The sequence below is a fragment of the Phycicoccus jejuensis genome, assembly GCF_000720925.1.
GTDB lineage: Bacteria > Actinomycetota > Actinomycetes > Actinomycetales > Dermatophilaceae > Phycicoccus > Phycicoccus jejuensis.
The window spans coordinates 157,330-178,322 of sequence record NZ_JOEE01000004.1 but is presented as its reverse complement, the minus strand read 5'-3'; the positions used below and the strand labels follow the sequence as shown (position 1 = coordinate 178,322).

The window sequence follows — 20,993 nt, the reverse complement described above, 5'->3', positions numbered from 1 at the left end:
GGTCGGTCAGGCCAGGCGCGTCAGCCAGCCGCGGGAGTCCTCGGCGCGCCCGTACTGGACGTCGAGCAGGGCCTGCCGGATGGAGCGCGTGACCTCGCCGCCCTCGTCGCCCGCGGTGGACGGCGCCTCGCCGCCGTCCCAGCAGAGCTCACCGACCGGCGTGATGACCGCGGCTGTGCCACAGGCGAACACCTCGCGGATGTGCCCGTCGCGCACGCCGTCCTTCCACTCCTGGATCTCGATGCGACGCTCCTCCGGCTCGAGCCCGAGGTCCTTGGCGAGCTCGAGGATGGAGCTGCGCGTCACGCCCTCGAGGATCGTGCCGGTGAGCTCCGGGGTGAGCAGCCGCCCGTCGTCGGTGACGAGGAAGAGGTTCATCCCGCCGAGCTCCTCGATGTACGTGTGCGTCGCGGAGTCGAGGAACACGGCCTGGTCGCAGCCGTGCTCGATGCCCTCGAGCTGGCCCGCGAGCGAGGAGGCGTAGTTGCCGCCGGTCTTCGCGGCGCCGGTGCCACCGACGCCGGCCCGGGCGTAGTGCTCGGAGATCCAGAGGCGCACCGGCTTGAGGCCCCGAGGGAAGTACGCCCCGGCCGGTGAGGCGATGACCGAGTAGGTGACCTCGTTCGCCGGGCGCACCCCGAGGAAGGCCTCGCTCGCGTACAGGAACGGGCGCAGGTACAGGCTCGTCTCGCCCGTGCCGAACGCCGGCACCCACGCCTCGTCGACCTCGACGAGCGCGCGCAGCGAGGCGAGGAAGTCGTCGGTGGGCAGCTCGGGCAGCGCCAGGCGCCGGGCGCTGCGCTGCATCCGCTCGGCGTTGGCCTCCGGGCGGAAGGACCACACCGAGCCGTCCTCGTGGCGGTACGCCTTGAGGCCCTCGAAGACCTCCTGCGCGTAGTGCAGCACGGCGGCGCTCGGCATGATCGTGATCGGGCCGTACGGGTGGATGCGCCCGTCGTGCCACCCGCCGTCGCGGGTCCACGTGGCGCTGGCCATGTGGTCGGTGAAGTACACGCCGAAGCCGGGGTTCGCGAGGATCTCGGCACGACGCTCGTCGCTCGCGGGGTCCGGCCGGCGCTCGAGGTCGAAGGTCAGGCTCATGGGACGGAAGGTCCTTTCCTCGGGAAGCGACGGTGCTCCCGAGAGGCTAGCCGGTCGGTCAGAGGCGCGCCGCGATGGCGTCGCCGACGGCGCTCGTCGAGCGGGCGGCGGTGCCGCGCTCGGCGAGGTCGGCGGCGACGGCCTGCTCGACGCGGGCGGCGGCGTCCGCGAGCCCGACGTGCGCGAGGAGCATCGCCACCGAGAGCACGGTGGCGGTCGGGTCGGCGACGCCCTGACCGGCGATGTCGGGGGCCGAGCCGTGGACCGGCTCGAACATGCTCGGGAAGCGGCCCTCGGGGTTGATGTTGCCGCTGGCCGCGAGGCCGATGCCGCCGGCGATGGCCGCGGCGATGTCGGTGATGATGTCGCCGAACAGGTTGTCGGTGACGACGACGTCGAAGCGGCCGGGGTCGGTCGCGAGGAAGATCGTCGCGGCGTCGACGTGCTGGTAGGCGGTCTCGACGTCGGGGAACTCGGCGCCGACCTCCTCGACCGTGCGCCGCCACAGGTGGCCGGCGTGCGTGAGGACGTTGTGCTTGTGCACGAGGGTCAGGTGCTTGCGCGGGCGGGCCTGGGCGCGGGCGAACGCGTCGCGGACGACCCGCTCGACGCCGAAGCGGGTGTTGACGCTCACCTCGGTGGCGATCTCGTGGGGCGTGCCGACGCGCAGGGCGCCGCCGTTGCCGGTGTACGGACCCTCGGTGCCCTCGCGGACGACGACGAAGTCGATGCCCTCGGGCGCGACGCGCTCGACGGCCAGCGGGCTCTCGACGCCGGGGTAGAGCTTGGCCGGGCGCAGGTTGACGTAGTGCTCGAGGGCGAAGCGCAGCGGCAGGAGGACACCGCGCTCGAGGACGCCGCTCGGCACGCCGGGGTCACCGATCGCGCCGAGGAGGATGGCGTCGTGGCCCGTGACCTCCTCGAGGACGGAGTCCGGGAGGGTCTCGCCGGTCGCGTGCCAGTGCCGGGCGCCGAGGTCGTACTCGGTGGTCGCGACCTTGGGTCCGTCGGCGCCGACCGCCGCCTCGAGCACCTTGAGCCCCTCGGCGACGACCTCCGGGCCGATCCCGTCACCGGCGATCACGGCGAGGTCGAGGGAGGACGGGGTGGTCGTGGCGGCGTCGCTCATGTGCTCCAGCCTAGGGAGATGGGTCCGGGATGCGGACGGCCGTCCCAGCCCGTGGAAGGGCGAGAACGGCCGTCGGGTCCGCGCCGCTCGTGGGCGGCGTCGGGGCTCAGGCCCACGCAGAGCGTGGGACCCGGGCGCTGTCAGTCGTCGCTGTGGCCCTGGTCGCGCAGGTCCATCGACTCCTGCAGGGCCTGACGTGCCAGGGTGGCCTCGTCGAACGTCGTCTCGGTGTTCATCGCGTCTCTCGTTTCCGCGGCGGGTGCCGCTCGGGGGTTCTGGGTGGTCCGGTGCTCGAGCCGGGGTGGGCCGGCGAGCGGTCAGCGGCGTCGCGGGGTCTCCGCGGCGAGGGTGCTGACTACAGGACCTCGCCGCGGCCGGGAATGAGGAGTACGCGCCGCGTCATGCCTCCACGGTAGGAGGACGTCCTACTACCCGTCAGGTCGATCCCACGATGCGGACCGCGCGACGCACGAGATGCGCGTCACACCGGCCGCCGAAGTTCGGAATCGCGCGTCTCGGCGGCCCCTGGACGACGTGATCAGCGGTAACGACGACGGATCCAGTGCACGGGGCGCCCTCTGTCCCACGACGGCGTCCCGGGGTCCCGCCGGGGTCCTCCCCCATGCCGCGGTCGGTCGCACGCCCGTAGCGTCGACACCGTGCCTCTCCGCCACTCCGCCCCACCCGCCCTGGTGCTCGCCGCCGGCCTCGGTACCGTGCACGCCGCCTCCAGCCTCGCGTGGGCGGCCGGCTCCCCCGTCCTCGCCGCCACCCTCGGCGAGTGGGCGACGTCGTGGCGGGACGAGTCCCCCGTGGCCGCCGGCCTCGCCCTCGCCGCCATCGGGCTCGGCAAGCTCGCCGCGGCGTGGGTCCCCCTCCTCGCCGCCCGACGTGGCGGCCCGCGGCACGGCCTGGGCATCGCGGCCTGGCTCGTCGCCGCCGCCCTCGTGCTCTACGGCCTCGCGAACACCGTCGCGGCCAACCTCGCCCTGACGGGTGGCCTCGGCCCGGTCGAGGACCTCGTGGCCGTCCGCGGCCACGCCTGGCTGTGGGACCCCCTCTTCCTCGCGTGGGGGCTCGCCCTCGCGGCCGGGCTGCGCCGCACACGACGACGGCGGCCCACCCCCGAGGGGGCGGACCGCCGTCGCGGGGTGCCGGTGGTCAGCCGAGGTTGACGACGCGCACGGTGTCGGCGCCGATCTCGCGACCGATGGCGGCCACGACCTCGTCCGGGATCGCGCGGTCGACCGTCAGCGCCACCATCGCGGTGCCGTCGGCGTCGTGCGGCGAGACCTGCATGGCGGCGATGTTGACGTCGGCGTCGCCGAGGAGGCGGCCGATGGAGCCGATGACGCCCGGCCGGTCGACGTAGGAGAAGAACGCGAGGTGGCGGCTCAGCGGGACCTCGAGGTCGTAGCCGTGGACGCCGGTGACCTTCTGGACGAGCTTCGGGCCGGTCAGCGTGCCGGCCACGGAGACGACCGTGCCGTCGGCGAGCGTGCCCTTGAGCGTCGTGACGTTGCGGTAGTCCTCGCTGCTGCCGTCGGTGACCAGACGCGACTCGAGGCCGCGCTCCTTGGCGAGCAGCGGGGCGTTGACGTACGTCACCGGGTCCTCGGTGATGTCCGTGAACAGGCCCTTGAGCGCCGACAGCTCCCAGATCGAGACGTCGTGCTGGGTGATCTCGCCGCGCACCTCGACGTCGAGCTGCACCGGCACGGAGCCGGCGATGGCGGTGAAGACGCGGCCGAGCTTCTCGACGAGGTCGATGCCCGGGCGGACCTCCTCGGCGACCGCGCCGCCGGACACGTTGACGGCGTCCGGCACGAGGTCGCCGCCGAGCGCCAGGCGCACGGACTTCGCGACCGCGACACCGGCCTTCTCCTGGGCCTCCTCGGTCGAGGCGCCGAGGTGCGGCGTGACGACGACCGACTCGAAGGCGAACAGCGGGCTGTCGGTGCACGGCTCGGACGCGAAGACGTCGAGTCCGGCGCCGGCGACGCGACCGTCGGCGATGGCCTCGGCGAGGGCCGACTCGTCGAGGACGCCACCGCGGGCGGCGTTGATGATCCGCACGCTCGGCTTGACCTTCGCGAGGGCCTCCTTGCCGATGAGGCCGAGGGTCTCGGGCGTCTTCGGCAGGTGGATGGTGATGAAGTCGGACTCGGCGAGCAGCTCGTCGAGGGTGACGAGGCGGGCCCCGAGCTGGCCGGCGCGCTGCACCGACACGTAGGGGTCGTAGGCGAGGATCTCGACGCCGAAGCCCTTGAGCCGCTCGGCGACCAGCTGGCCGATGCGCCCGAAGCCGACGATGCCGACCTTCTTCTCGAGCAGCTCGACGCCGCCGTACTTGCTGCGCTTCCACGCGCCGTTCTTCAGCGCCTCGTTGGCCGGCGCGATGTTGCGGGCGCAGGCGAGGAGCAGGCCGACGGCGAGCTCGGCGGCGGAGGTGATGTTCGAGGTCGGCGCGTTGACCACCATCACACCGGCCTTCGTGGCGGCGTCGACGTCGACGTTGTCGAGACCGACCCCGGCGCGGGCGACGACCTTGAGGTTCTTCGCGGCGGCGAGGGCCTCCGCGTCGACCTTGGTCGCGGACCGGATGAGGATCGCGTCGACGTCGGCGATGGCCGGCAGGAGCTGGGAGCGGTCCGCGCCGTCGGTGTGGCGCACCTCGAAGTCGGGTCCGAGGGCGTCGATGGTCGCGGGCGAGAGCTCCTCGGCGATGAGGACGACGGGCTTGGTCACGTGAAAGGTCCCTTGCGTGCGTGGGTGGTCGGGGGTCCGCCGATGCGGTGACGTGCCGTCCGGCACGCCGCTGTGCCGGGACCTCCATCGTAGGCACCCGCCAGCATGTGGACACCAGTGACCACGATGTGATCGTCGTCGCGTCCGGGGTCAGGCCGCGGCGTCGACCCGACGACGCAGCCGCCGCGCCGCGAGGACGACGAGCAGCACGACGCCGGCGGCCACGAGGAGCCACCACCAGGGCACCCGGCCGAGCGCGGCGTCGACGACCGTCATCCCGACCGTCGTGTAGACGGCCGCCCAGAGCAGGGCCCCGGGGACGACCGCGGGCAGGAAGCGGCGCAGCGGCATCCGGAGCATCCCGCTGGAGGCGTTGATCGCGCTCTGCAGGCCGACGGTGAGGAAGCCGAGGGTGACGGCGGGCGGGCCGACCCGGCGCACGAAGCGCTCGGCGCGCGCGACGGCCGGCCGGTCGAGGTGGTGGGCCCAGCGGGTGCGCCCTCCCCCGGCCCGTACGCCGCGCCCGACCCAGTACGTCGCGACCCCGCGGGCCGTGGCGCCGGCCCAGAACGCGACGAGGACGACCCAGAAGGGCCACCCGTCGACGAGGTCACGCATGTGTCGAACGTACAGAACACGCCGTGCGCGAGGAGTCGCGCACGGCGTGTTCTGCTCACTCGACGGGTGGGTCGAGGTGGTGGTGTCGCGTCAGCGCGCGGCGGAGCCCTCGACGTAGTCGCTGTCGCGGTCGGTGTCGACCCACGCCATGAGCTGGCGCAGCTCGCGGCCGGTGCCCTCGATGGGGTGGGCGGCGCCCTTGGCGCGCAGCTCCGTGAACTCCGGTGCCCCGGCGTCCTGGTCGTCGATGAAGCGCTTGGCGAAGTTCCCGTTGCGGATGTCCTCGAGGACGGCCTTCATGTTGTCCTTGACGTGCGGGTCGATGACGCGGGGCCCGGAGACGTAGTCGCCGTACTCGGCGGTGTCGGAGACCGACCAGCGCTGCTTGGCGATGCCGCCCTCGATCATGAGGTCGACGATGAGCTTGAGCTCGTGGAGGCACTCGAAGTACGCGACCTCGGGCTGGTAGCCGGCCTCGACGAGCGTCTCGAAGCCGTACATGACGAGCTGCGAGGCGCCACCGCAGAGGACGGCCTGCTCACCGAACAGGTCGGTCTCGGTCTCCTCCGTGAAAGTGGTCTTGATGCCGCCGGCGCGCAGGCCGCCGATCGCCTTGCCGTAGGACTTCGCGAGGTCCCAGGCCGAGCCCGAGGCGTCCTGCTCGACGGCGAGGAGCACGGGCACGCCGCGCCCGTCGACGAACTCGCGGCGCACGATGTGGCCCGGGCCCTTCGGGGCGACCATGAGCACGTCGGAGCCGGCCGGCGGCTCGATGTAGCCGAAGCGGATGTTGAAGCCGTGGCCGAAGAGCAGGGCCGCGCCGTCCCGGAGGTTCGGCTCGATCTCGGCCGCGTAGAGACCGCGCTGCACCTGGTCCGGCGTGAGGATGACGACGAGGTCGGCCTCGCGGACGGCGTCGGCGACGGTGTGGACGGTCAGGCCCTCGGCCTCCGCCTTGGCGCGGCTCGTGGAGCCCTCGGCGAGGCCGACGCGCACGTCGACGCCGGAGTCGCGCAGGTTGAGGGCGTGGGCGTGGCCCTGGCTGCCGTAGCCGATGACCGCGACCTTGCGGCCCTGGATCACCGACAGGTCGGCGTCGTCGTCGTAGAACATCTCGGCCATCGGAACAGGCCTCTCCTTCGGGTCGGGTGTGCTGCTGGATGGGACTCTAGGGGGGTGCGGCTCAGGCGCTGCGGAGCGCCCGGTCCGTGATCGAGCGCGGCCCACGGCCGATCGCGACCATCCCCGACTGCACGAGCTCGCGGACACCGAAGGGCTCGAGGACCTCGAGCAGCGCATGGAGCTTCTCGGTGGTGCCGGTGGCCTCGATGGTCAGCGACTCGGTCGCGACGTCGACGACCTTGGCGCGGAACATCTGGACCATCTCGAGGACCTGGCTGCGGGTGGCGGCGTCGGCGCGCACCTTGATGAGCATGACCTGCCGCTGGACGGCCGAGCCGGGCTCGAGCTCGACGACCTTGAGCACCTCGACGAGCTTGTTGAGCTGCTTGGTCACCTGCTCGAGCGGGAGGTCCTCGACGTCGACGACGACGGTCATCCGCGAGACCTCGGGGTGCTCGGTCTCGCCGACGGCGAGGCTGTCGATGTTGAAGCCGCGGCGGGAGAAGAGCGCGGCGATGCGCGCGAGGACGCCGGGCTTGTTCTCGACGAGGACGGACAGCGTGTGCTTGCTCATGGTTCTCCCTCAGCGGCCGTCGTGGTCGGCGTCGGTGTGCTGCTCGATGGCCTCGGACTCCTCGCGGTCCCACTGCGGAGCGGTGTCGCGGGCGACCTGGATCGCGTCGTTGCTCACGCCGGCGGGGACCATCGGCCAGACCATCGCGTCGCGCTCGACGACGAAGTCGACGACGACCGGGCGGTCGGTGACGGCCATCGCCTGGCGGATCGTCTCGTCGACGTCCTCCGGTCGCTCGCACCGCAGCCCGACGCAGCCGTAGGCGTCGGCGAGCTTGACGAAGTCGGGGACGCGCGAGCCGACCGACGTGTGCAGGTCGGTGTTCGAGTAGCGCTCGTTGTAGAAGAGGGTCTGCCACTGGCGGACCATCCCGAGGCTGCTGTTGTTGATGATCGCGACCTTGATCGGGATGTTGTTGATGACGCAGGTGGCGAGCTCCTGGTTGGTCATCTGGAAGCAGCCGTCGCCGTCGATGGCCCAGACCGTGCGGTCCGGCTCGCCGACCTGCGCGCCCATCGCGGCCGGGACGGAGTAGCCCATCGTCCCGAGGCCGCCGGAGTTGAGCCAGGCGTTGGGCCGCTCGTACTGCACGAACTGCGCGGCCCACATCTGGTGCTGGCCGACGCCGGCCACGTACACCGACTCCGGCCCGCTCAACGCGCTGAGCCGCTCGATGACGTACTGCGGTGCGAGAGCGCCGTTCTCGGGCGCCGTGTACCCGACGGGGAAGGTCTCCTTCCAGCCGGCCACACGCTCGCGCCACGCGGTGTAGTCGCCGCCCTGCCCGGCCTCCATGTCGGCCTCGACCGCCTCGGCGAGGTCGGCGATGACGGCGCGCGCGTCGCCGACGATCGGCACCTCGGCGACGCGGTTCTTGCCGATCTCGGCCGGGTCGATGTCGGCGTGGATGACCTTGGCCTCGGGCGCGAAGGTCGACAGCTGCCCGGTGACCCGGTCGTCGAAGCGCGCGCCGAGCGCGATGATGAGGTCGCTCTTCTGGAGGCCGGTCACGGCGGCGACCGAGCCGTGCATCCCCGGCATGCCGAGGTGCAGCGGGTGGCTGTCGGGCAGGGCGCCGCGGGCCATGAGCGTCGTCACGACGGGGATCTGCGTCAGCTCGACGAAGCGGCGCAGCTCCTCGCTCGCGCGGGCCCGGATGACGCCGCCGCCGACGTAGAGGACGGGGCGCTCGGCCGCCGCGACGAGGCGCGCGGCCTCGCGGATCTGCTTGCCGTGCGGACGGGTCACCGGGTGGTAGCCGGGCAGGGCGATCTTCGGCGGCCACGAGAACGTGGTGCGCGCCTGGAGCGCGTCCTTGGAGATGTCGACGAGGACGGGCCCGGGCCGGCCGGTGCTCGCGACGTGGAACGCCTCGGCGATGACCCGCGGGATCTCGGCGGGGTCGGTGACGAGGTAGTTGTGCTTCGTGACCGGCATCGTGATGCCGCGGATGTCGGCCTCCTGGAAGGCGTCGGTCCCGATGGCCGTCGAGCTGACCTGCCCCGTGATCGCGACGATCGGCACCGAGTCCATGTAGGCGTCGGCGAGCGGCGTCACGAGGTTCGTGGCGCCGGGGCCGGAGGTCGCCATGCACACGCCGACCCGCCCCGTGGCGGCCGCGTACCCCTCGGCCGCGTGGCCGGCGCCCTGCTCGTGGCGCACGAGGATGTGGCGGACCTTGACGGAGTCCAGCAGCGGGTCGTAGGCGGGGAGGATCGCGCCGCCGGGGATGCCGAAGACCGTGTCGACCTCCATCGCCTCGAGCGAGAGCACGAGGCTCTGGGCGCCGGTCACCTCCACGGGTGCCTTGGCGCGCGCCTGCTCGGCCACCCGGGCCGGGCTGGGAGCCGGTTTCAGGGGTGCCGGGGTCGCCGGTCGGGTGTCGCTCACGTTCGTGTCACCGCTTCCTTCTCGCCGAAAGGGTCGTGCCGGGGTCCGCGCACAAAAAAACCCTCCAGTCCCGTGGTGGGACGACGGAGGGAGCGCGCCTGGTCGCGGGGGCGTCAGGCGCGCTGTGGAAGTACGAGGATCCGGGCCACGCGACAACTGTCTCCCCCTCCCCCCGGTGTGTCAACCGGCGAGACGGCCGGTCCCAGCATCCGGGACCGTGGCGTCCGTCACCCCGGCGGGTCCGGGCCGCGCTCGCCTCGCGCCGTGTCCGTCCCGTGGCCACCACGCCGCGTCCTCGCCCTCGCGGCCGCGCTCGTCGTCGCCGTCACGGCCCTCGCCGCGCTCGTCGTCGCGGTGCTCTGCGCCGCCTCCTTCGGTCTCGGTGTCCTCTCCGCGGGGCCGGCCGCCTCGCGACCTTCCTCCCGGTGCTCGCGGCCCTCGGCGCCGGGCTGCCGCTGGGGCGGACCGGTGGCGTCGTGACCCTGTGGGTTGGCGTCGGCGCGCTGCTCGTCTTGGCGGCCGCCACCGCGGCCCGGGCCGGCGCCGCCCCGCAGCCGGTCCCCCTGGCCGAGGCCGGTCGGCACGCGCTGGCCACCGCCGTCGTCGCCGGGGTCGGCACCACCGTGACGAGCGCCCTCGGCCTCGGGCACGGCTACTGGCTCGTCGTCGCGGTCGCGACGGTGCTGGCGGTGTCGCGTGACGAGACCGCCGGCCAGGCCACCGCGCGTTTCGTCGGCACCGTCGTCGGTGTGGTGCTCGCCGTCCTCGCCACCGCCCTCGCCCCGACCGCCGTCGTCCTCGCGGGGGCCCGCGTCCTCGGCGTGCTCGCCCTCGCGTGGACGGCCGTCCGCGAGACCCGCTGGATGGCCGGGGCGTCGAGCGCGGCGATCGTCCTCGTCGGCTCGAGCGGCCTCGTCGGCCGGGCCTCAGGCGTCGCCCTGGAGCGGCTGCTCCTCACGGTGGCCGGGGCGGGGCTCGCCGCGCTGCTCGCGGCGCTGCTCTGGCGGGTCGAGTCCGCGGGGCCGGACCGGCGTCAGACCTGGACCTGACCGAGGCGTCCGAGCATCTCGGGGGCGGTGCGGTCGAGGTGGCGCCCGCCGAGCACGACCCCTGCGGCGAGCAGGCCGGCGCCGTAGAGGACCGAGACCACCACGACGACGGCACCGAGCAGGGCGCTCCCCCGCGACAGCACCGCGCCGACGACGACCGGGAGCACGAGCACCACCGGGCCGACGAACGACACGAGGGCCGTGAGGCAGCCCTGGGCGGCGCCGCCGGACGACGCGGCGAAGGGGTTGCCGCCGGTCCGCGGGGCGGTGCCCGGCAGGACGGCCCCGACCCCGGCGGCGAGGCCGAGGCTCGCGCCGAACGCCGCCACGACCACGGCGAGCCAGGCGAGCACCGCCTCGATCGCGCCGATCCCCACCGACACGACGAAGGTGAGGGCGACCACCGGGCCGAAGACGACGGCCGAGGCCACGACCCGCCCGAGCCGGTCCTCCCACCCCCGCACCCCGGTGCTCACGTGCATCCACCACGCCGGTCCGTCGAAGGCGAGGTCGTTCATGAGCGTCAGCCCGGCGAAGACCGCGAGGGTCACCACCCCGGTCCCGGCGAGGGCCCCCGTCCCGGTCACGGCCGCCTGCACGACGAAGAAGACCGGCAGCACCGCCGTGCGCAGCGCGATGCTCACGAGGCGGCTGTCGCGGTACCAGGCCCGCACCCGGCGCGCGGCCACCGCGGCCGTCGGCGAGTGCCCGAGCAGGCGCGGCAGGAGCCGGCCGCGACCGATGTGCTGGCCGCCGCCGCTCGTCATCGGGGAGGTGAGCACCCGCTCGAGCTGCCGCACCCACACCCGCCAGAGGACGGCGAGCAGGCCGAGCGCGAGGGCGAGGTGGACGACGGCGGAGGCCCAGCGGCCGGTCGCGACGTCGAAGGGCAGGCCCCAGGCCCAGCCGACCGGTGTCCACGACGCGACGACGGCGGCGCCGCGGGCGTCGAGCGAGCGCAGCGACAGGCCCGGCTCCCCCGACGTGACGAGGAGGTTGAGGACGAGCGGCAGCAGGGTCGCGAGCGCCACGACGGCCGCCCCGAGCAGCCGACCGGTCCGGCTCGTCATCACCCCGGCGAGGGCGCTGGTGACCGCGCGCGTGAGGAGCACGGCCGTGAGCGGGCCGAGCACGGCCGCCGCGAGCGCCGCCGGGACCGCCGCGGTGTGCGAGGACCACGCGAGCACCTGGGCGAGCGCGAGCAGCGTGAGCACGACGGCGGGGATGCCCGTGAGGGTCGCGGCGAGCAGGCCCCGCGCCAGCTCGGGCGCGCGCAGCGGCAGGACGGTGAAGCGGGTGGGGTCGAGGACGTTGTCGACGCCCGTCGCGACGAGGCTGAGCACCAGCCAGAGGAGCGTGACCCCGGCGAAGAGCGGCACCGTGACCGCCGTGAGCGCGAGGGGGCGCGCCGCGAGGAGCGCGATGGACGGCCCGAGGAGGCCGACCGCACCGAGCGCGACCAGCCCTCCGATGATGGCCGACACCAGCTGGACCGAGCTGCGCGAGAGGGCGGTCCGCCACATCCGCAGCCGCAGCCGGACGATGAGCAGGGTCATCGGCGGCTCACCCCCCGAGCCAGGTGAGGCCGTCCTCCGAGACGTCGCCCGCGCCGACGAGCTCGAGGAAGCGCTGGTGCAGGGAGCCGGTCGCGGTGAGTGCGGCCACGGTGTCCTCGGCGAGCACCCGGCCGCCGGCGACGACCGCCACCCGGTCGCAGAGGCCCTCGACGAGCTCCATGACGTGGCTCGACATGACGACCGTGCCGCCCGTCGCGACGTACCGCCGCAGGATGGTCCGGATGGCCTGGCCCGACACGGGGTCGACGGCCTCGAACGGCTCGTCGAGCACGAGCAGGCGCGGGGCGTGGATGAGCGCCGCCGCGAGGCTGATCTTCTTGACCATCCCCGCGCTGTAGTCGGCGACGACCGTGTCGGCGTCGACGGCGAGGTCGAGCACGGTGAGGAGCTCCTCGGCCCGCGGACGGCTCACGTCCTGGGGCATCCGGCGCAGGTCGGCGACGTAGTGCAGGAGCTCGCGCCCGCCGAGCTGCTCGAACAGGCGCAGCCCGTCGGGGGCGACCCCCATGACCGCCTTGGCCGCCAGCGGGTCCGCCCACACGTCGTGACCGAGGACGCGCGCGGTGCCGGCGGTCGGGCGCAGCAGGCCGGTCGCCATCGACAGCGTGGTCGTCTTGCCGGCGCCGTTGGGCCCGACGAGCCCGTAGAGGCAGCCCCGGGGCACCGCGAGCGAGAGCCCGTGGACCACCCGCCGCCCCCGGAACTCCTTGACGAGGCCGACCAGCTCGAGCGCCGGCCCCTCCCCCGGTGCGTCAGTCACACACCGCCCCCGTGCTGGCGCTCTGCACCAGCCGGCGGTACTTGGCGAGGACACCGCGGGTGTACTTCGGCTCGGGGTGCGTGACGCCCTCGGACCGCCGGCGCTCCATCTCCGCGTCGTCGACGAGGAGGTCGAGCGTGGCGTTCGCGACGTCGAGGCGGATGCGGTCGCCGTCGCGGACGAACGCGATCGGGCCCTCGTCGACGGCCTCGGGCGCGACGTGGCCGACGCACAGGCCGGTCGTGCCGCCGCTGAAGCGGCCGTCGGTGAGGAGGAGGACGTCCTTGCCGAGGCCGGCGCCCTTGATGGCCCCGGTGACGGCGAGCATCTCGCGCATCCCCGGACCGCCCTTGGGACCCTCGTAGCGGATGACGACGACGTCGCCGGCGGTGAGGGCGCCCTGCTCGACGGCGTCCATCGCGGCGCGCTCGCCGTCGAAGACGCGGGCGGTGCCCTCGAAGACGTCGGAGTCGAAGCCGGCCGACTTGACGACCGCGCCCTCGGGGGCGAGCGAGCCCTTGAGGATGGTCAGGCCACCGGTGCGGTGGATCGGCTCGTCCATCGCGCGCACGACGTGGCCGTCGGGGTCCGGCGGACGGATGTCGGCGAGGTTCTCGGCGACGGTGCGACCGGTGACGGTGAGGCAGTCCCCGTGCAGCAGACCGGCGTCCAGCAGCGCACGCATGACGACGGGGACGCCGCCGACGCGGTCGATGTCGGTCATCACGAAGCGGCCGAAGGGCTTGACGTCGGCGAGGTGCGGGACCTTGGCGCCGATCCGCTGGAAGTCGTCGATGGTGAGGTCGACCTCGGCCTCGTGGGCGATGGCCAGGAGGTGGAGCACCGCGTTGGTCGAGCCGCCGAAGGCCATGACGACGGCGATGGCGTTCTCGAACGCCTCCTTGGTCATGATGTCGCGTGCGGTGATGCCGCGGCGGAGCAGCTCGACGACCGCCTCGCCTGACTTGCGGGCGAAGCCGTCGCGGCGGCGGTCGGTGGCCGGCGGGGCGGCCGAGCCGGGCAGCGACATCCCCATCGCCTCGGCGACGGACGCCATCGTGTTGGCGGTGTACATGCCGCCGCAGGCGCCCTCCCCCGGGCAGATGGCGCGCTCGATGGCGTCGACGTCCTCACGGCTCATCTTCCCCGCGAGGCACGCTCCGACCGCCTCGAAGGCGTCGATGATCGTCACGGTCTTCTCGGTGCCGTCCGACAGCTTGGCGATGCCCGGGAGGATCGAGCCCGCGTAGAGGAAGACCGACGAGAGGTCCAGGCGCGCGGCGGCCATGAGCATCCCCGGCAGGGACTTGTCGCAGCCGGCGAGCAGGACCGAGCCGTCGAGGCGCTCGGCGCTCATGACGGTCTCGACCGAGTCGGCGATGATCTCGCGGCTGACGAGCGAGAAGTGCATCCCCTCGTGGCCCATCGAGATGCCGTCGGAGACGGAGATGGTGCCGAACTCCAGCGGGTAGCCGCCGCCGGCGTGCACGCCGTCCTTGACCGCCTTGGCCAGCCGGTCGAGCGAGAGGTTGCACGGGGTGATCTCGTTCCACGAGCTCGCGACGCCGACCTGGGGCTTCGCGAAGTCGTCGTCGCCCATGCCGACGGCGCGCAACATCCCTCGGGCGGCGGTCTTCTCGAGACCGTCGGTGACGTCGCGGCTGCGGGGCTTGATGTCGGGCGTCGTCGTCATGCCGGTCATCCTAGGTTCGCCGCCGGGGTCTCGCCCGGGTGTCCCGCCGATCGACCCACGACCGCCGCCGCCGCAGGTCGTCGAAAGTTTGTCGAAGGAAGTGCATCCACGGGCACGGTGACGACGGAAGAGGGGGTGTCAGGAACACCACCCCCTCCGGAAGGACCCCGTCATGCGACGCACCCTCGCCGCCACCGCCGCCCTCTCCCTCGCGCTCGTCGTCAGCGCCTGCGGGTCGGACTCCGACACCGACGCCGGGGCGAGCACCCCCGCCACCTCCTCGGCCGCGCCGACCTCGGCCTCGCCGAGCGCCTCGGAGTCCGCCGCCGCCTCCGCCGACATCGTCGACACCGCCGTCGCGGCCGGCGGCTTCACCACCCTCGCCACCGCGCTCGAGGCCGCCGGCCTCGTCGAGACCCTCAAGGGCGAGGGGCCGTACACGGTCTTCGCCCCGACCGACGAGGCGTTCACGGCCCTTCCCGACGGCACCCTCGACGACCTGCTCGCCGACCCGCAGGGCGCGCTGACCGACGTCCTCACCTACCACGTGGTGCCGGGCAAGGTCATGGCCGCCGACGTCGCGACGATGGACGGCCAGGAGGTCGAGACGGTCAACGGCGAGAAGCTGACCGTCGGCGTCGACGGCGACACCGTCACCCTCACCGACACCTCCGGTGGCGAGGTGACGGTGACGCAGACCGACATCGAGGCCACGAACGGCGTCATCCACGTCATCGACGGCGTGCTCGTCCCCAAGGGCTGAGCCACCGACCGACGCGGACGGGCCCCGGGTGCACCAGCACCCGGGGCCCGTCCGTGTGTGCGGCGGACTCTCGTCAGAGGGCGAGGGTGCCGCGCGCGATGCTGTCGCCGGAGTGCTCGGGCCTGTCGTCGTACCCCTCACGGGAGATGTCGACGATGACGTAGCCCTGGTCGATGAGCGACTGGTCGATGGCGAAGCGCTGGTTGCCCTCGCCGGGCCGGAGCACGCCCACCGAGACCATCCGCTTGAGGTCCTTGTTGATGAGCCACACCTCGAGGTATCCGGTGCCCGGGTCGAGCGCCGGGGTGTCGACGTCGAGGTCGAGGTGGCCGTCGACGCGGACGGCGCTGGCCGCCCCGAGGACCTGCTGCGTGTCGAGGGTGTCGAGCTTCGTCTCGCCGAGCACGACCGCGGACGGTGTCGGCTGCGGCTCCGGACCGTCCAGGGCGCGCACCCCAACGCCCCCGACGACGACCCCGGCAGCAGCGGCGGCGACGAGCCACCCGCCGGCGACGCGGCGCCGGCGCGACCGGGCGGGCGCCAAGGAGGCCGCGGGTGCCGGGTCGGGCAGCGGAGCGACGACACCGCGCGGCGGCGCGGGCGGGGTCGCGTCGTCGGCGACCGCGCCGTCGACGACCGCGCCGTCGACGACCGTGAGGACGGGACGCCCCTCCTCGTCACGGTCGATCTCGGCGGCGACCTTGTCCCAGAGGCCGGCCGGCGCGGCGACGAGGTCGACCGGGTCGCGCAGCAGCTCGGAGACGGCGCGCAGGGCGGCGACCTCGTGGGCGCAGCGGGGGCAGGTCTCGACGTGGGCGGACACCTCGGCCGGGACCGGGTGACCGGTCGCGTGCAGCACGAGGTCGTCGTCCGGGTGGACGGCGTGCTCAGGCGTGGTCATCGGTCACCTCCTCCAGGTGGCGTCGCAGGGTCGTGAGTCCTCGGCGGATGTGGCTCTTGACGGTGCCGAGCGGGAGGCCGAGCCGCTGCGCGACCTCCTCATGGGTGAGTTCGTCGACGAGGGCCAGACGGATGGCGCTCGCGCGGGGTTCGCCGAGACGGTCGAGCGCGTCGGCCAGCAGGAGCCGCGCCGCGAGCCGCTCCTCGGGGGGCGGAGCGTGCGTGTCGGGCAGGGACTCGCGCGCCGCCGCCTCGGCGTCGCGGGCCTGACGGGCCCGCTGGGCGTGCAGGTCCGCGACCTTGTGCCGGGTGATGCCGACGAGCCAGCCGGGCACCGACCCGCGCGTCGGGTCGAGCGTGTGCCGGCCCCGCCACGCCGCGACGAACACCTGCTGGGTCACGTCCTCGGCGTCGTGGTGGTTGCCGAGCGAGCGCACCGCCAGCGTGTGGACCAGGCCCGACCAGCGGGCCCAGGCCTCCTCCAGCGCCTCGCGCGACCCCGCCACGAGACGGGCGGCGACGTCGTCGACCTGCGCCTCGGCCCCGGTCTCCGCGTCCACGCTCACGCCACCCACCCTAGGGCGTGCCGCCCGGTACGGCACCGACGGCGGCGCCGCACCGATGGTGGGGTCCTGTCCCCCCACCACCGGCGCGACGCCCGTCGCGAGCGACACCTCAGAGGTCGAGGGGCCGCAGGACGAAGACGATCCCGTGGGCGATCTGCTTGTTGCCCTTGTTGATGTCGAACCGGCGGGGGTTGACGAACGGGTTGACGTCGTTGCGGTCCTGGTCCTTGAGCTCGATGATCGGGATCCACTTGTTGAGGACCTTGACCGTCACCGTGCCGCCCTGGGCGGTCGTCAGGGCCGCGCCGTTGGCCTTGACGGCGTCCCGCTTGGTGATCGTGGCGCCCGGCACGACGTGGTAGAGCAGCACCTGCTCGATCGCGTCGACCCCGACGGCCGCGACGAGGGCCTCGAAGGTCTTCTTCTCGGTCGAGGGCCAGCGCTTGGTGAGGTCGTACGCGAGGACCTGGAACGAGCGGTCGTCGGGCAGGAACGCGGTGACCGGCGTCGTGCCGTCCGCCAGCACCTTGACCGGGCTGTTCGGCTTCGCGGCGAGCACCGCGAGGACCGCCTCGGTGACGATGTCGTAGTCGTACCAGTTGTGGTCGAACGTGTTGCCGTCGCTCGTGAGCACGGCCGCGAGGCTGCGGGTGCCGGTGGGCTTGGACGATCCGGACGACGCGCTCGCCGGGGCTGCGGCGAGGGTGGTGGCACCGAGGGCGACGGCCACGGCGGCGGTGACGAGGCGACGGGTTCGCATGGAGGACCTCCTGGTCGAGGGAGGGTCGCCCCGGTGGCGACCCACCCCCTCTTCCGCCGCGCCCCCCGGCCCGGATGCACCGGGCGGGAGGAAATTTCTCCTCCCGCCCGGGCGTGGCCTCAGGCGCTCGGCGCCCCCGCGGCGACGGGCTCCTCGTCGCGGCCGGCGCCGCGCTCGTCGTCGTGGCGCCGGAGCCTGCGCGGCCACCAGAACCGCTCGCCGAGCAGGACCGCGGCGGCCGGGACGAGCAGGGTCCGCACGATCAGCGTGTCGAGCAGGACACCGACGCAGATGATGACGCCGAGCTGCGCGAGGACCACCAGCGGCAGCACGCCGAGCACGGCGAAGACCGCGGCGAGCAGGATGCCCGCGCTCGTGATGACGCCACCGGTCGCCGCGAGGGCGCGGAGCATCCCCTCGCGCGGCCCGTGCCGCCGGGCCTCCTCGGACGCCCGGGTCACGAGGAAGATGTTGTAGTCGACGCCGAGCGCGACGAGGAAGACGAACGCCAGCAGCGGGACGCCCTCGTCGAGCCGTCCGAACCCGAGCACCTGGGTGAAGAGCACCCAGCTGATGCCGAGGCTGGCGAGGTAGGTGCCGACGACGGTCGCCACGAGGACGACCGGGGCGACGACGCTGCGCAGGAGCCCGCCGAGCGCGAGGAGCACGAGCCCGAGGATGAGCGGCAGGATGAGGGCACGGTCGCGGGAGGACGCCTCGGCCGTGTCGACCGCCTCGGCCTCGGTGCCTCCGACGTAGGTGTCGGGCTGGTCGGCGAGCGCCTCGCGCAGGGCACGGACGTTGTCGCGGACCTCGTCCGAGCCGGGGTCGCCGGAGAGCACGGCGTCGACCTCGGTCACCCCGCCGCCACTGGCCGCGACGCGGGCGGACTCGACGCCGGGGACCTGCCCGACCCGCTGCGCGAGCGCCTCGCCGTCGCCGCGCGTCATGACGACGACGGGGTCGACCGAGCCGGCCGGGAAGGACTCGCCGTAGCGCTGCGAGGCGGTGATGGACTCGGGGGTGTCGAGGAACTGGTCGGCCGTCGAGAGGCCTGCCTTGACCTGGCTGATGCCGCCCGCGGCGACCGCGAGGCCGACGACGACGACGGCGACGACCGCGACGGGTCGACGGGCGACCGCGTCACCGACCCGGCGCCAGGCCGAGTGACCGTCGGCGAGGCCGGTCTGGCCGACCCGCGGGACCTGGGGCCAGAAGATCCACCGGCCGAAGACGACGAGCGCGGCCGGCAGGACGACGAGCACGAAGAACGCCGCGACGACGACGCCGACGGCGCAGGCGAGCCCGAGCCCGCGGGTCGCGGGGAAGGCCGACAGCAGGAGGGTGAGGAGGCCGAGGACGACGGTCGAGGCGCTCGAGAGCACGGCCTCGGTGGTGCGCCGCAGCGCGTGGGCCATCGCCGCGCGCCGGTCCTCGGTGGTGCGCAGCTCGTCGCGGTAGCGCGAGATGAGCAGCAGCGCGTAGTCGGTGCCCGCACCGAAGACGAGCACCGAGAGGATGCCCACGGTCGACTCGTCCCAGGCGACGTCGAAGAGGGCCAGCGTGTGCGTCGCGGCGACGGCGGCGAGCTGGTCGGCGACGCCGACGACGGTGAGCGGCACGAGCCAGAGGACCGGGCTGCGGTAGGTGAGGACGAGCAGCAGCGCGACGACGCTCGCCGTCGCGAGCAGCAACCGGGTGTTGGCGCCGTCGAAGACACCGGCGAGGTCGGCCTGGATCGCGGCCGGACCGGTGACCTGCGCGGTCAGCCCGTCGGGCAGGTCGGCCTTCGCGGCCTCCCGGATCTGCGCGACGGTGTCGGCCGTCCGGGTCGCGTCGCCCTCCTGCACCGGGACGACGACGACGGCGGCCGTCCCGTCCTCGCTGCGCTGCGCGGGGATGCCGGCGGCGCCCGGCAGGTCGCGGGCCTTGGTCTCGATGGCCTGCGTGTCGGCGTCGGTCAGCCTGCCGTCCCGCGCGAAGAGGACGACGGCCGCCGACCCCTGCTCGTCGGGCAGCTGCTGGCGCAGCGCGGCCGCCTCGCGGCTCTCGGAGTCGAGCGGCAGGGCGGTGAGCGTGCCGTCGGGCTTCTCGGCCTGCCCGACGACGCCGACGACCGCACCGGCGGCGAGGAGCGCGACGAGCGCCAGCAGGCCGGCGACCCACCGGCGGGTGACGAGGTCGGCGATGCGTCCCACGGTTCAGCCTCCGTTGCTGTTGACAGGAATTGCTAGGATCGGAGCAACAGGTGATTCACCTAATTGCTAAGTTGGTGAGTGATATTACGGACCACGACCCCCAGGACGCAACCCGCGCCGTCACCGAGCTCGTCCCGGCCTGGACCGGCTCGAGCACGCTCGACACGCTCCAGGAGCTGACCGACGTGGCCGCCCAGGTCCCCCACGAGGTGGCCCGGCGGGCGGGCCTGTCGACCTCCGAGCTGCACTCGCTGCGGCACCTGGCGATGGGTTCGATGGGCCCGGTCGACCTCGCACGCGCGCTCGGCGTCACGTCGGCGGCCTCGTCCCAGGTCATCGACCGCCTCGTCGCCCGTGGCCACGCAGAGCGCCGCCGCCACCCCGCCGACGGCCGGCGCACCGAGGTCGTCATCACCGAGTCCGGTCGCCGCGAGGCCGTGCGTCACCTCGCCCCGATGTTCGAGGGCCTCGCCCGCACCGACGCCTCGCTGACGCCCGCCGAGCGCGAGGTCGTCGAGCGCTACCTGCGCGGCGCCATCGCCGCGATGAGGTCCCTCACGTGAGCGGCCCGCTCCCCCGGGCCGCCGCCCGGCTCGTCGACACCGCCCTGGACCGCACGGTCGCTCCCGGTTTCACCGCGCTCGGCCTCGCCGTGCGCCGGCGGCTGCCGGGCTGGCCCGCCGACCCCGCCGTCGGGGCCCTCGCCGGCCGGCACGTCGCCGTCACCGGCGCGACGTCGGGCCTCGGCCGGCGCACGGCCCTCGACCTCGCCACGCTCGGTGCCACCGTCCACCTCGTCGTCCGCGACGCCGAGCGCGGCGAGCGCGTCGCGGGACAGGTGGCCGCCGCCGTCGGACGACCGGACGCCGCCCGCGTCTGGCGCTGCGACGTCGCCGACCTCGACTCGGTCCGGACCTTCGCGGGTCGCTTCGCCGCCGCCGACGTGCCGCTGCGCGGGCTGGTGCACAACGCCGGCGCGCTGCCCGCGGAACGCACGGCGTCACCGCAGGGCCACGAGCTGACCCTCGCCCTGCACGTGCTCGGCCCGGTCCTCATGACCGAGCTGCTCCTGCCCGTCCTCGAGCAGGACGCCGGCCGCGTCGTCCTCGTCACCTCCGGCGGGATGTACACCCAGCCGCTCCCTGTCGACGACCTCGAGTACACGACCGGCCGCTACAGCGGGTCGGTCGCCTACGCCCGCAGCAAGCGCGGCCAGGTCGAGCTCCTCCCCGTGCTCACCGACCGCTGGGCGTCGCGCGGGGTCACGGTCCACGCCACGCACCCGGGCTGGGCGCGCACGCCCGGTCTGGACGCCTCGCTCCCGTCCTTCTCGAAGGCATTGCGCCCGGTCCTGCGCACCGACGCCGACGGCAGCGACACCACCGTCTGGGTCGTGGCGACCGAGCCCGCCCCGGAGCCGGGCCGGCTGTGGCACGACCGACGGCCACGGCCGACGAGCGTGCTGCCCTCGACGCGCACGACCACCGCGGACCGCGTGCGCTACTGGACCGGCGTCGCGGACGCCCTCGACCTGCACCCCTGAAC

21 protein-coding genes are annotated in these 20,993 nt (G+C 73.9%); 6 read left to right on the top strand and 15 right to left on the bottom strand.

What is annotated here, in order from left to right; all coding sequences use genetic code 11:
• Positions 1 to 6 precede the first annotated feature (6 nt).
• The 3 genes from IG69_RS0109325 to IG69_RS0109315 all read right to left on the bottom strand — a co-directional run bounded on the left by IG69_RS0109325 (position 7) and on the right by IG69_RS0109315 (position 2,466).
• Entirely contained in the window at positions 7 to 1,101 is a 1,095-nt protein-coding gene (locus IG69_RS0109325) for a branched-chain amino acid aminotransferase (RefSeq protein WP_030527895.1), read from the bottom strand.
• Between the two features lie 58 nt (positions 1,102 to 1,159).
• Positions 1,160 to 2,230, bottom strand: a complete 1,071-nt coding sequence (locus IG69_RS0109320) for a 3-isopropylmalate dehydrogenase (RefSeq protein WP_030527894.1) — start codon at positions 2,228 to 2,230, stop codon at positions 1,160 to 1,162.
• Between the two features lie 140 nt (positions 2,231 to 2,370).
• Complete coding sequence (locus IG69_RS0109315; protein WP_030527893.1) at positions 2,371 to 2,466, bottom strand: hypothetical protein; 96 nt, start codon at positions 2,464 to 2,466, stop codon at positions 2,371 to 2,373.
• Between the two features lie 423 nt (positions 2,467 to 2,889).
• Between IG69_RS0109315 and IG69_RS0109310 the strand changes: the two genes are divergently transcribed.
• On the top strand, positions 2,890 to 3,405 hold the full coding sequence (locus tag IG69_RS0109310; protein WP_051750395.1) for a DUF3995 domain-containing protein: 516 nt from the start codon (positions 2,890 to 2,892) through the stop codon (positions 3,403 to 3,405).
• Here the strand turns inward: IG69_RS0109310 and serA are convergent.
• From serA to IG69_RS0109285, 5 genes are all read right to left on the bottom strand, one after another.
• On the bottom strand, positions 3,392 to 4,978 hold the full coding sequence (gene serA / locus IG69_RS0109305) for a phosphoglycerate dehydrogenase (protein WP_030527891.1): 1,587 nt from the start codon (positions 4,976 to 4,978) through the stop codon (positions 3,392 to 3,394). The genes IG69_RS0109310 and serA overlap by 14 nt on opposite strands.
• Before the next feature lie 150 nt (positions 4,979 to 5,128).
• Complete coding sequence (locus IG69_RS0109300) at positions 5,129 to 5,596, bottom strand: DedA family protein (RefSeq protein ID WP_030527890.1); 468 nt, start codon at positions 5,594 to 5,596, stop codon at positions 5,129 to 5,131.
• Between the two features lie 90 nt (positions 5,597 to 5,686).
• Positions 5,687 to 6,718: a ketol-acid reductoisomerase gene (gene ilvC / locus IG69_RS0109295; RefSeq protein ID WP_030527889.1), complete on the bottom strand. Its 1,032-nt coding sequence runs from the start codon at positions 6,716 to 6,718 to the stop codon at positions 5,687 to 5,689.
• Positions 6,719 to 6,779: 61 nt separating this feature from the next.
• Entirely contained in the window at positions 6,780 to 7,292 is a 513-nt protein-coding gene (gene ilvN, locus IG69_RS0109290; RefSeq protein ID WP_030527888.1) for an acetolactate synthase small subunit, read from the bottom strand.
• A gap of 9 nt (positions 7,293 to 7,301) precedes the next feature.
• Positions 7,302 to 9,182, bottom strand: a complete 1,881-nt coding sequence (locus IG69_RS0109285) for an acetolactate synthase large subunit (RefSeq protein ID WP_030527887.1) — start codon at positions 9,180 to 9,182, stop codon at positions 7,302 to 7,304.
• A gap of 264 nt (positions 9,183 to 9,446) precedes the next feature.
• On the opposite strand from IG69_RS0109285, the gene IG69_RS22510 reads away from it, so the two are divergent.
• Both IG69_RS22510 and IG69_RS22505 read left to right on the top strand, forming a co-directional pair.
• The gene (locus tag IG69_RS22510; RefSeq protein WP_169742050.1) at positions 9,447 to 9,662 is read left to right on the top strand and encodes a hypothetical protein; all 216 of its coding nucleotides are present in this window, start codon (positions 9,447 to 9,449) and stop codon (positions 9,660 to 9,662) included.
• On the top strand, positions 9,608 to 10,231 hold the full coding sequence (locus IG69_RS22505; protein WP_030527885.1) for an FUSC family protein: 624 nt from the start codon (positions 9,608 to 9,610) through the stop codon (positions 10,229 to 10,231). The genes IG69_RS22510 and IG69_RS22505 overlap by 55 nt, the downstream gene beginning before the upstream one ends.
• Here the strand turns inward: IG69_RS22505 and IG69_RS0109270 are convergent.
• From IG69_RS0109270 to ilvD, 3 genes are read right to left on the bottom strand one after another with little or no spacing between them, the layout of a single operon-like run.
• Positions 10,216 to 11,787 carry a hypothetical protein gene (locus tag IG69_RS0109270; RefSeq protein WP_030527884.1) on the bottom strand — a complete coding sequence of 524 codons (1,572 nt, stop codon included), beginning with the start codon at positions 11,785 to 11,787 and terminating at the stop codon, positions 10,216 to 10,218. The two genes, IG69_RS22505 and IG69_RS0109270, sit on opposite strands and share 16 nt — an antisense overlap.
• Positions 11,788 to 11,794: 7 nt before the next feature.
• On the bottom strand, positions 11,795 to 12,568 hold the full coding sequence (locus IG69_RS0109265) for an ABC transporter ATP-binding protein (protein WP_036829637.1): 774 nt from the start codon (positions 12,566 to 12,568) through the stop codon (positions 11,795 to 11,797).
• Complete coding sequence (gene ilvD / locus IG69_RS0109260) at positions 12,561 to 14,261, bottom strand: dihydroxy-acid dehydratase (protein ID WP_084696702.1); 1,701 nt, start codon at positions 14,259 to 14,261, stop codon at positions 12,561 to 12,563. The genes IG69_RS0109265 and ilvD overlap by 8 nt, the downstream gene beginning before the upstream one ends.
• A gap of 172 nt (positions 14,262 to 14,433) precedes the next feature.
• Here ilvD and IG69_RS0109255 point away from each other — a divergent pair, with 172 nt between their 5' ends.
• Positions 14,434 to 15,024, top strand: coding sequence for a fasciclin domain-containing protein (locus IG69_RS0109255; RefSeq protein ID WP_030527882.1), 591 nt, complete (start codon positions 14,434 to 14,436; stop codon positions 15,022 to 15,024).
• A 73-nt stretch (positions 15,025 to 15,097) separates the two neighbouring features.
• Here the strand turns inward: IG69_RS0109255 and IG69_RS0109250 are convergent, their stop codons facing one another.
• The 4 genes from IG69_RS0109250 to IG69_RS0109235 all read right to left on the bottom strand — a co-directional run bounded on the left by IG69_RS0109250 (position 15,098) and on the right by IG69_RS0109235 (position 19,448).
• Positions 15,098 to 15,925, bottom strand: coding sequence for an anti-sigma factor (locus IG69_RS0109250; RefSeq protein WP_030527881.1), 828 nt, complete (start codon positions 15,923 to 15,925; stop codon positions 15,098 to 15,100).
• On the bottom strand, positions 15,912 to 16,490 hold the full coding sequence (locus IG69_RS0109245) for an RNA polymerase sigma factor (RefSeq protein WP_245616120.1): 579 nt from the start codon (positions 16,488 to 16,490) through the stop codon (positions 15,912 to 15,914). Before IG69_RS0109245 ends, IG69_RS0109250 begins: the two co-directional genes overlap by 14 nt.
• A 109-nt stretch (positions 16,491 to 16,599) precedes the next feature.
• Positions 16,600 to 17,250 carry a fasciclin domain-containing protein gene (locus tag IG69_RS0109240; protein WP_030527879.1) on the bottom strand — a complete coding sequence of 217 codons (651 nt, stop codon included), beginning with the start codon at positions 17,248 to 17,250 and terminating at the stop codon, positions 16,600 to 16,602.
• Positions 17,251 to 17,369: 119 nt separating this feature from the next.
• Positions 17,370 to 19,448: an MMPL family transporter gene (locus IG69_RS0109235; RefSeq protein ID WP_084696701.1), complete on the bottom strand. Its 2,079-nt coding sequence runs from the start codon at positions 19,446 to 19,448 to the stop codon at positions 17,370 to 17,372.
• Positions 19,449 to 19,522: 74 nt separating this feature from the next.
• Between IG69_RS0109235 and IG69_RS20140 the strand changes: the two genes are divergently transcribed.
• The gene (locus IG69_RS20140) at positions 19,523 to 20,011 is read left to right on the top strand and encodes a MarR family winged helix-turn-helix transcriptional regulator (protein ID WP_242525820.1); all 489 of its coding nucleotides are present in this window, start codon (positions 19,523 to 19,525) and stop codon (positions 20,009 to 20,011) included.
• Entirely contained in the window at positions 20,008 to 20,991 is a 984-nt protein-coding gene (locus IG69_RS0109225; protein WP_030527876.1) for an SDR family NAD(P)-dependent oxidoreductase, read from the top strand. Before IG69_RS20140 ends, IG69_RS0109225 begins: the two co-directional genes overlap by 4 nt.
• Positions 20,992 to 20,993: the final 2 nt, after the last annotated feature.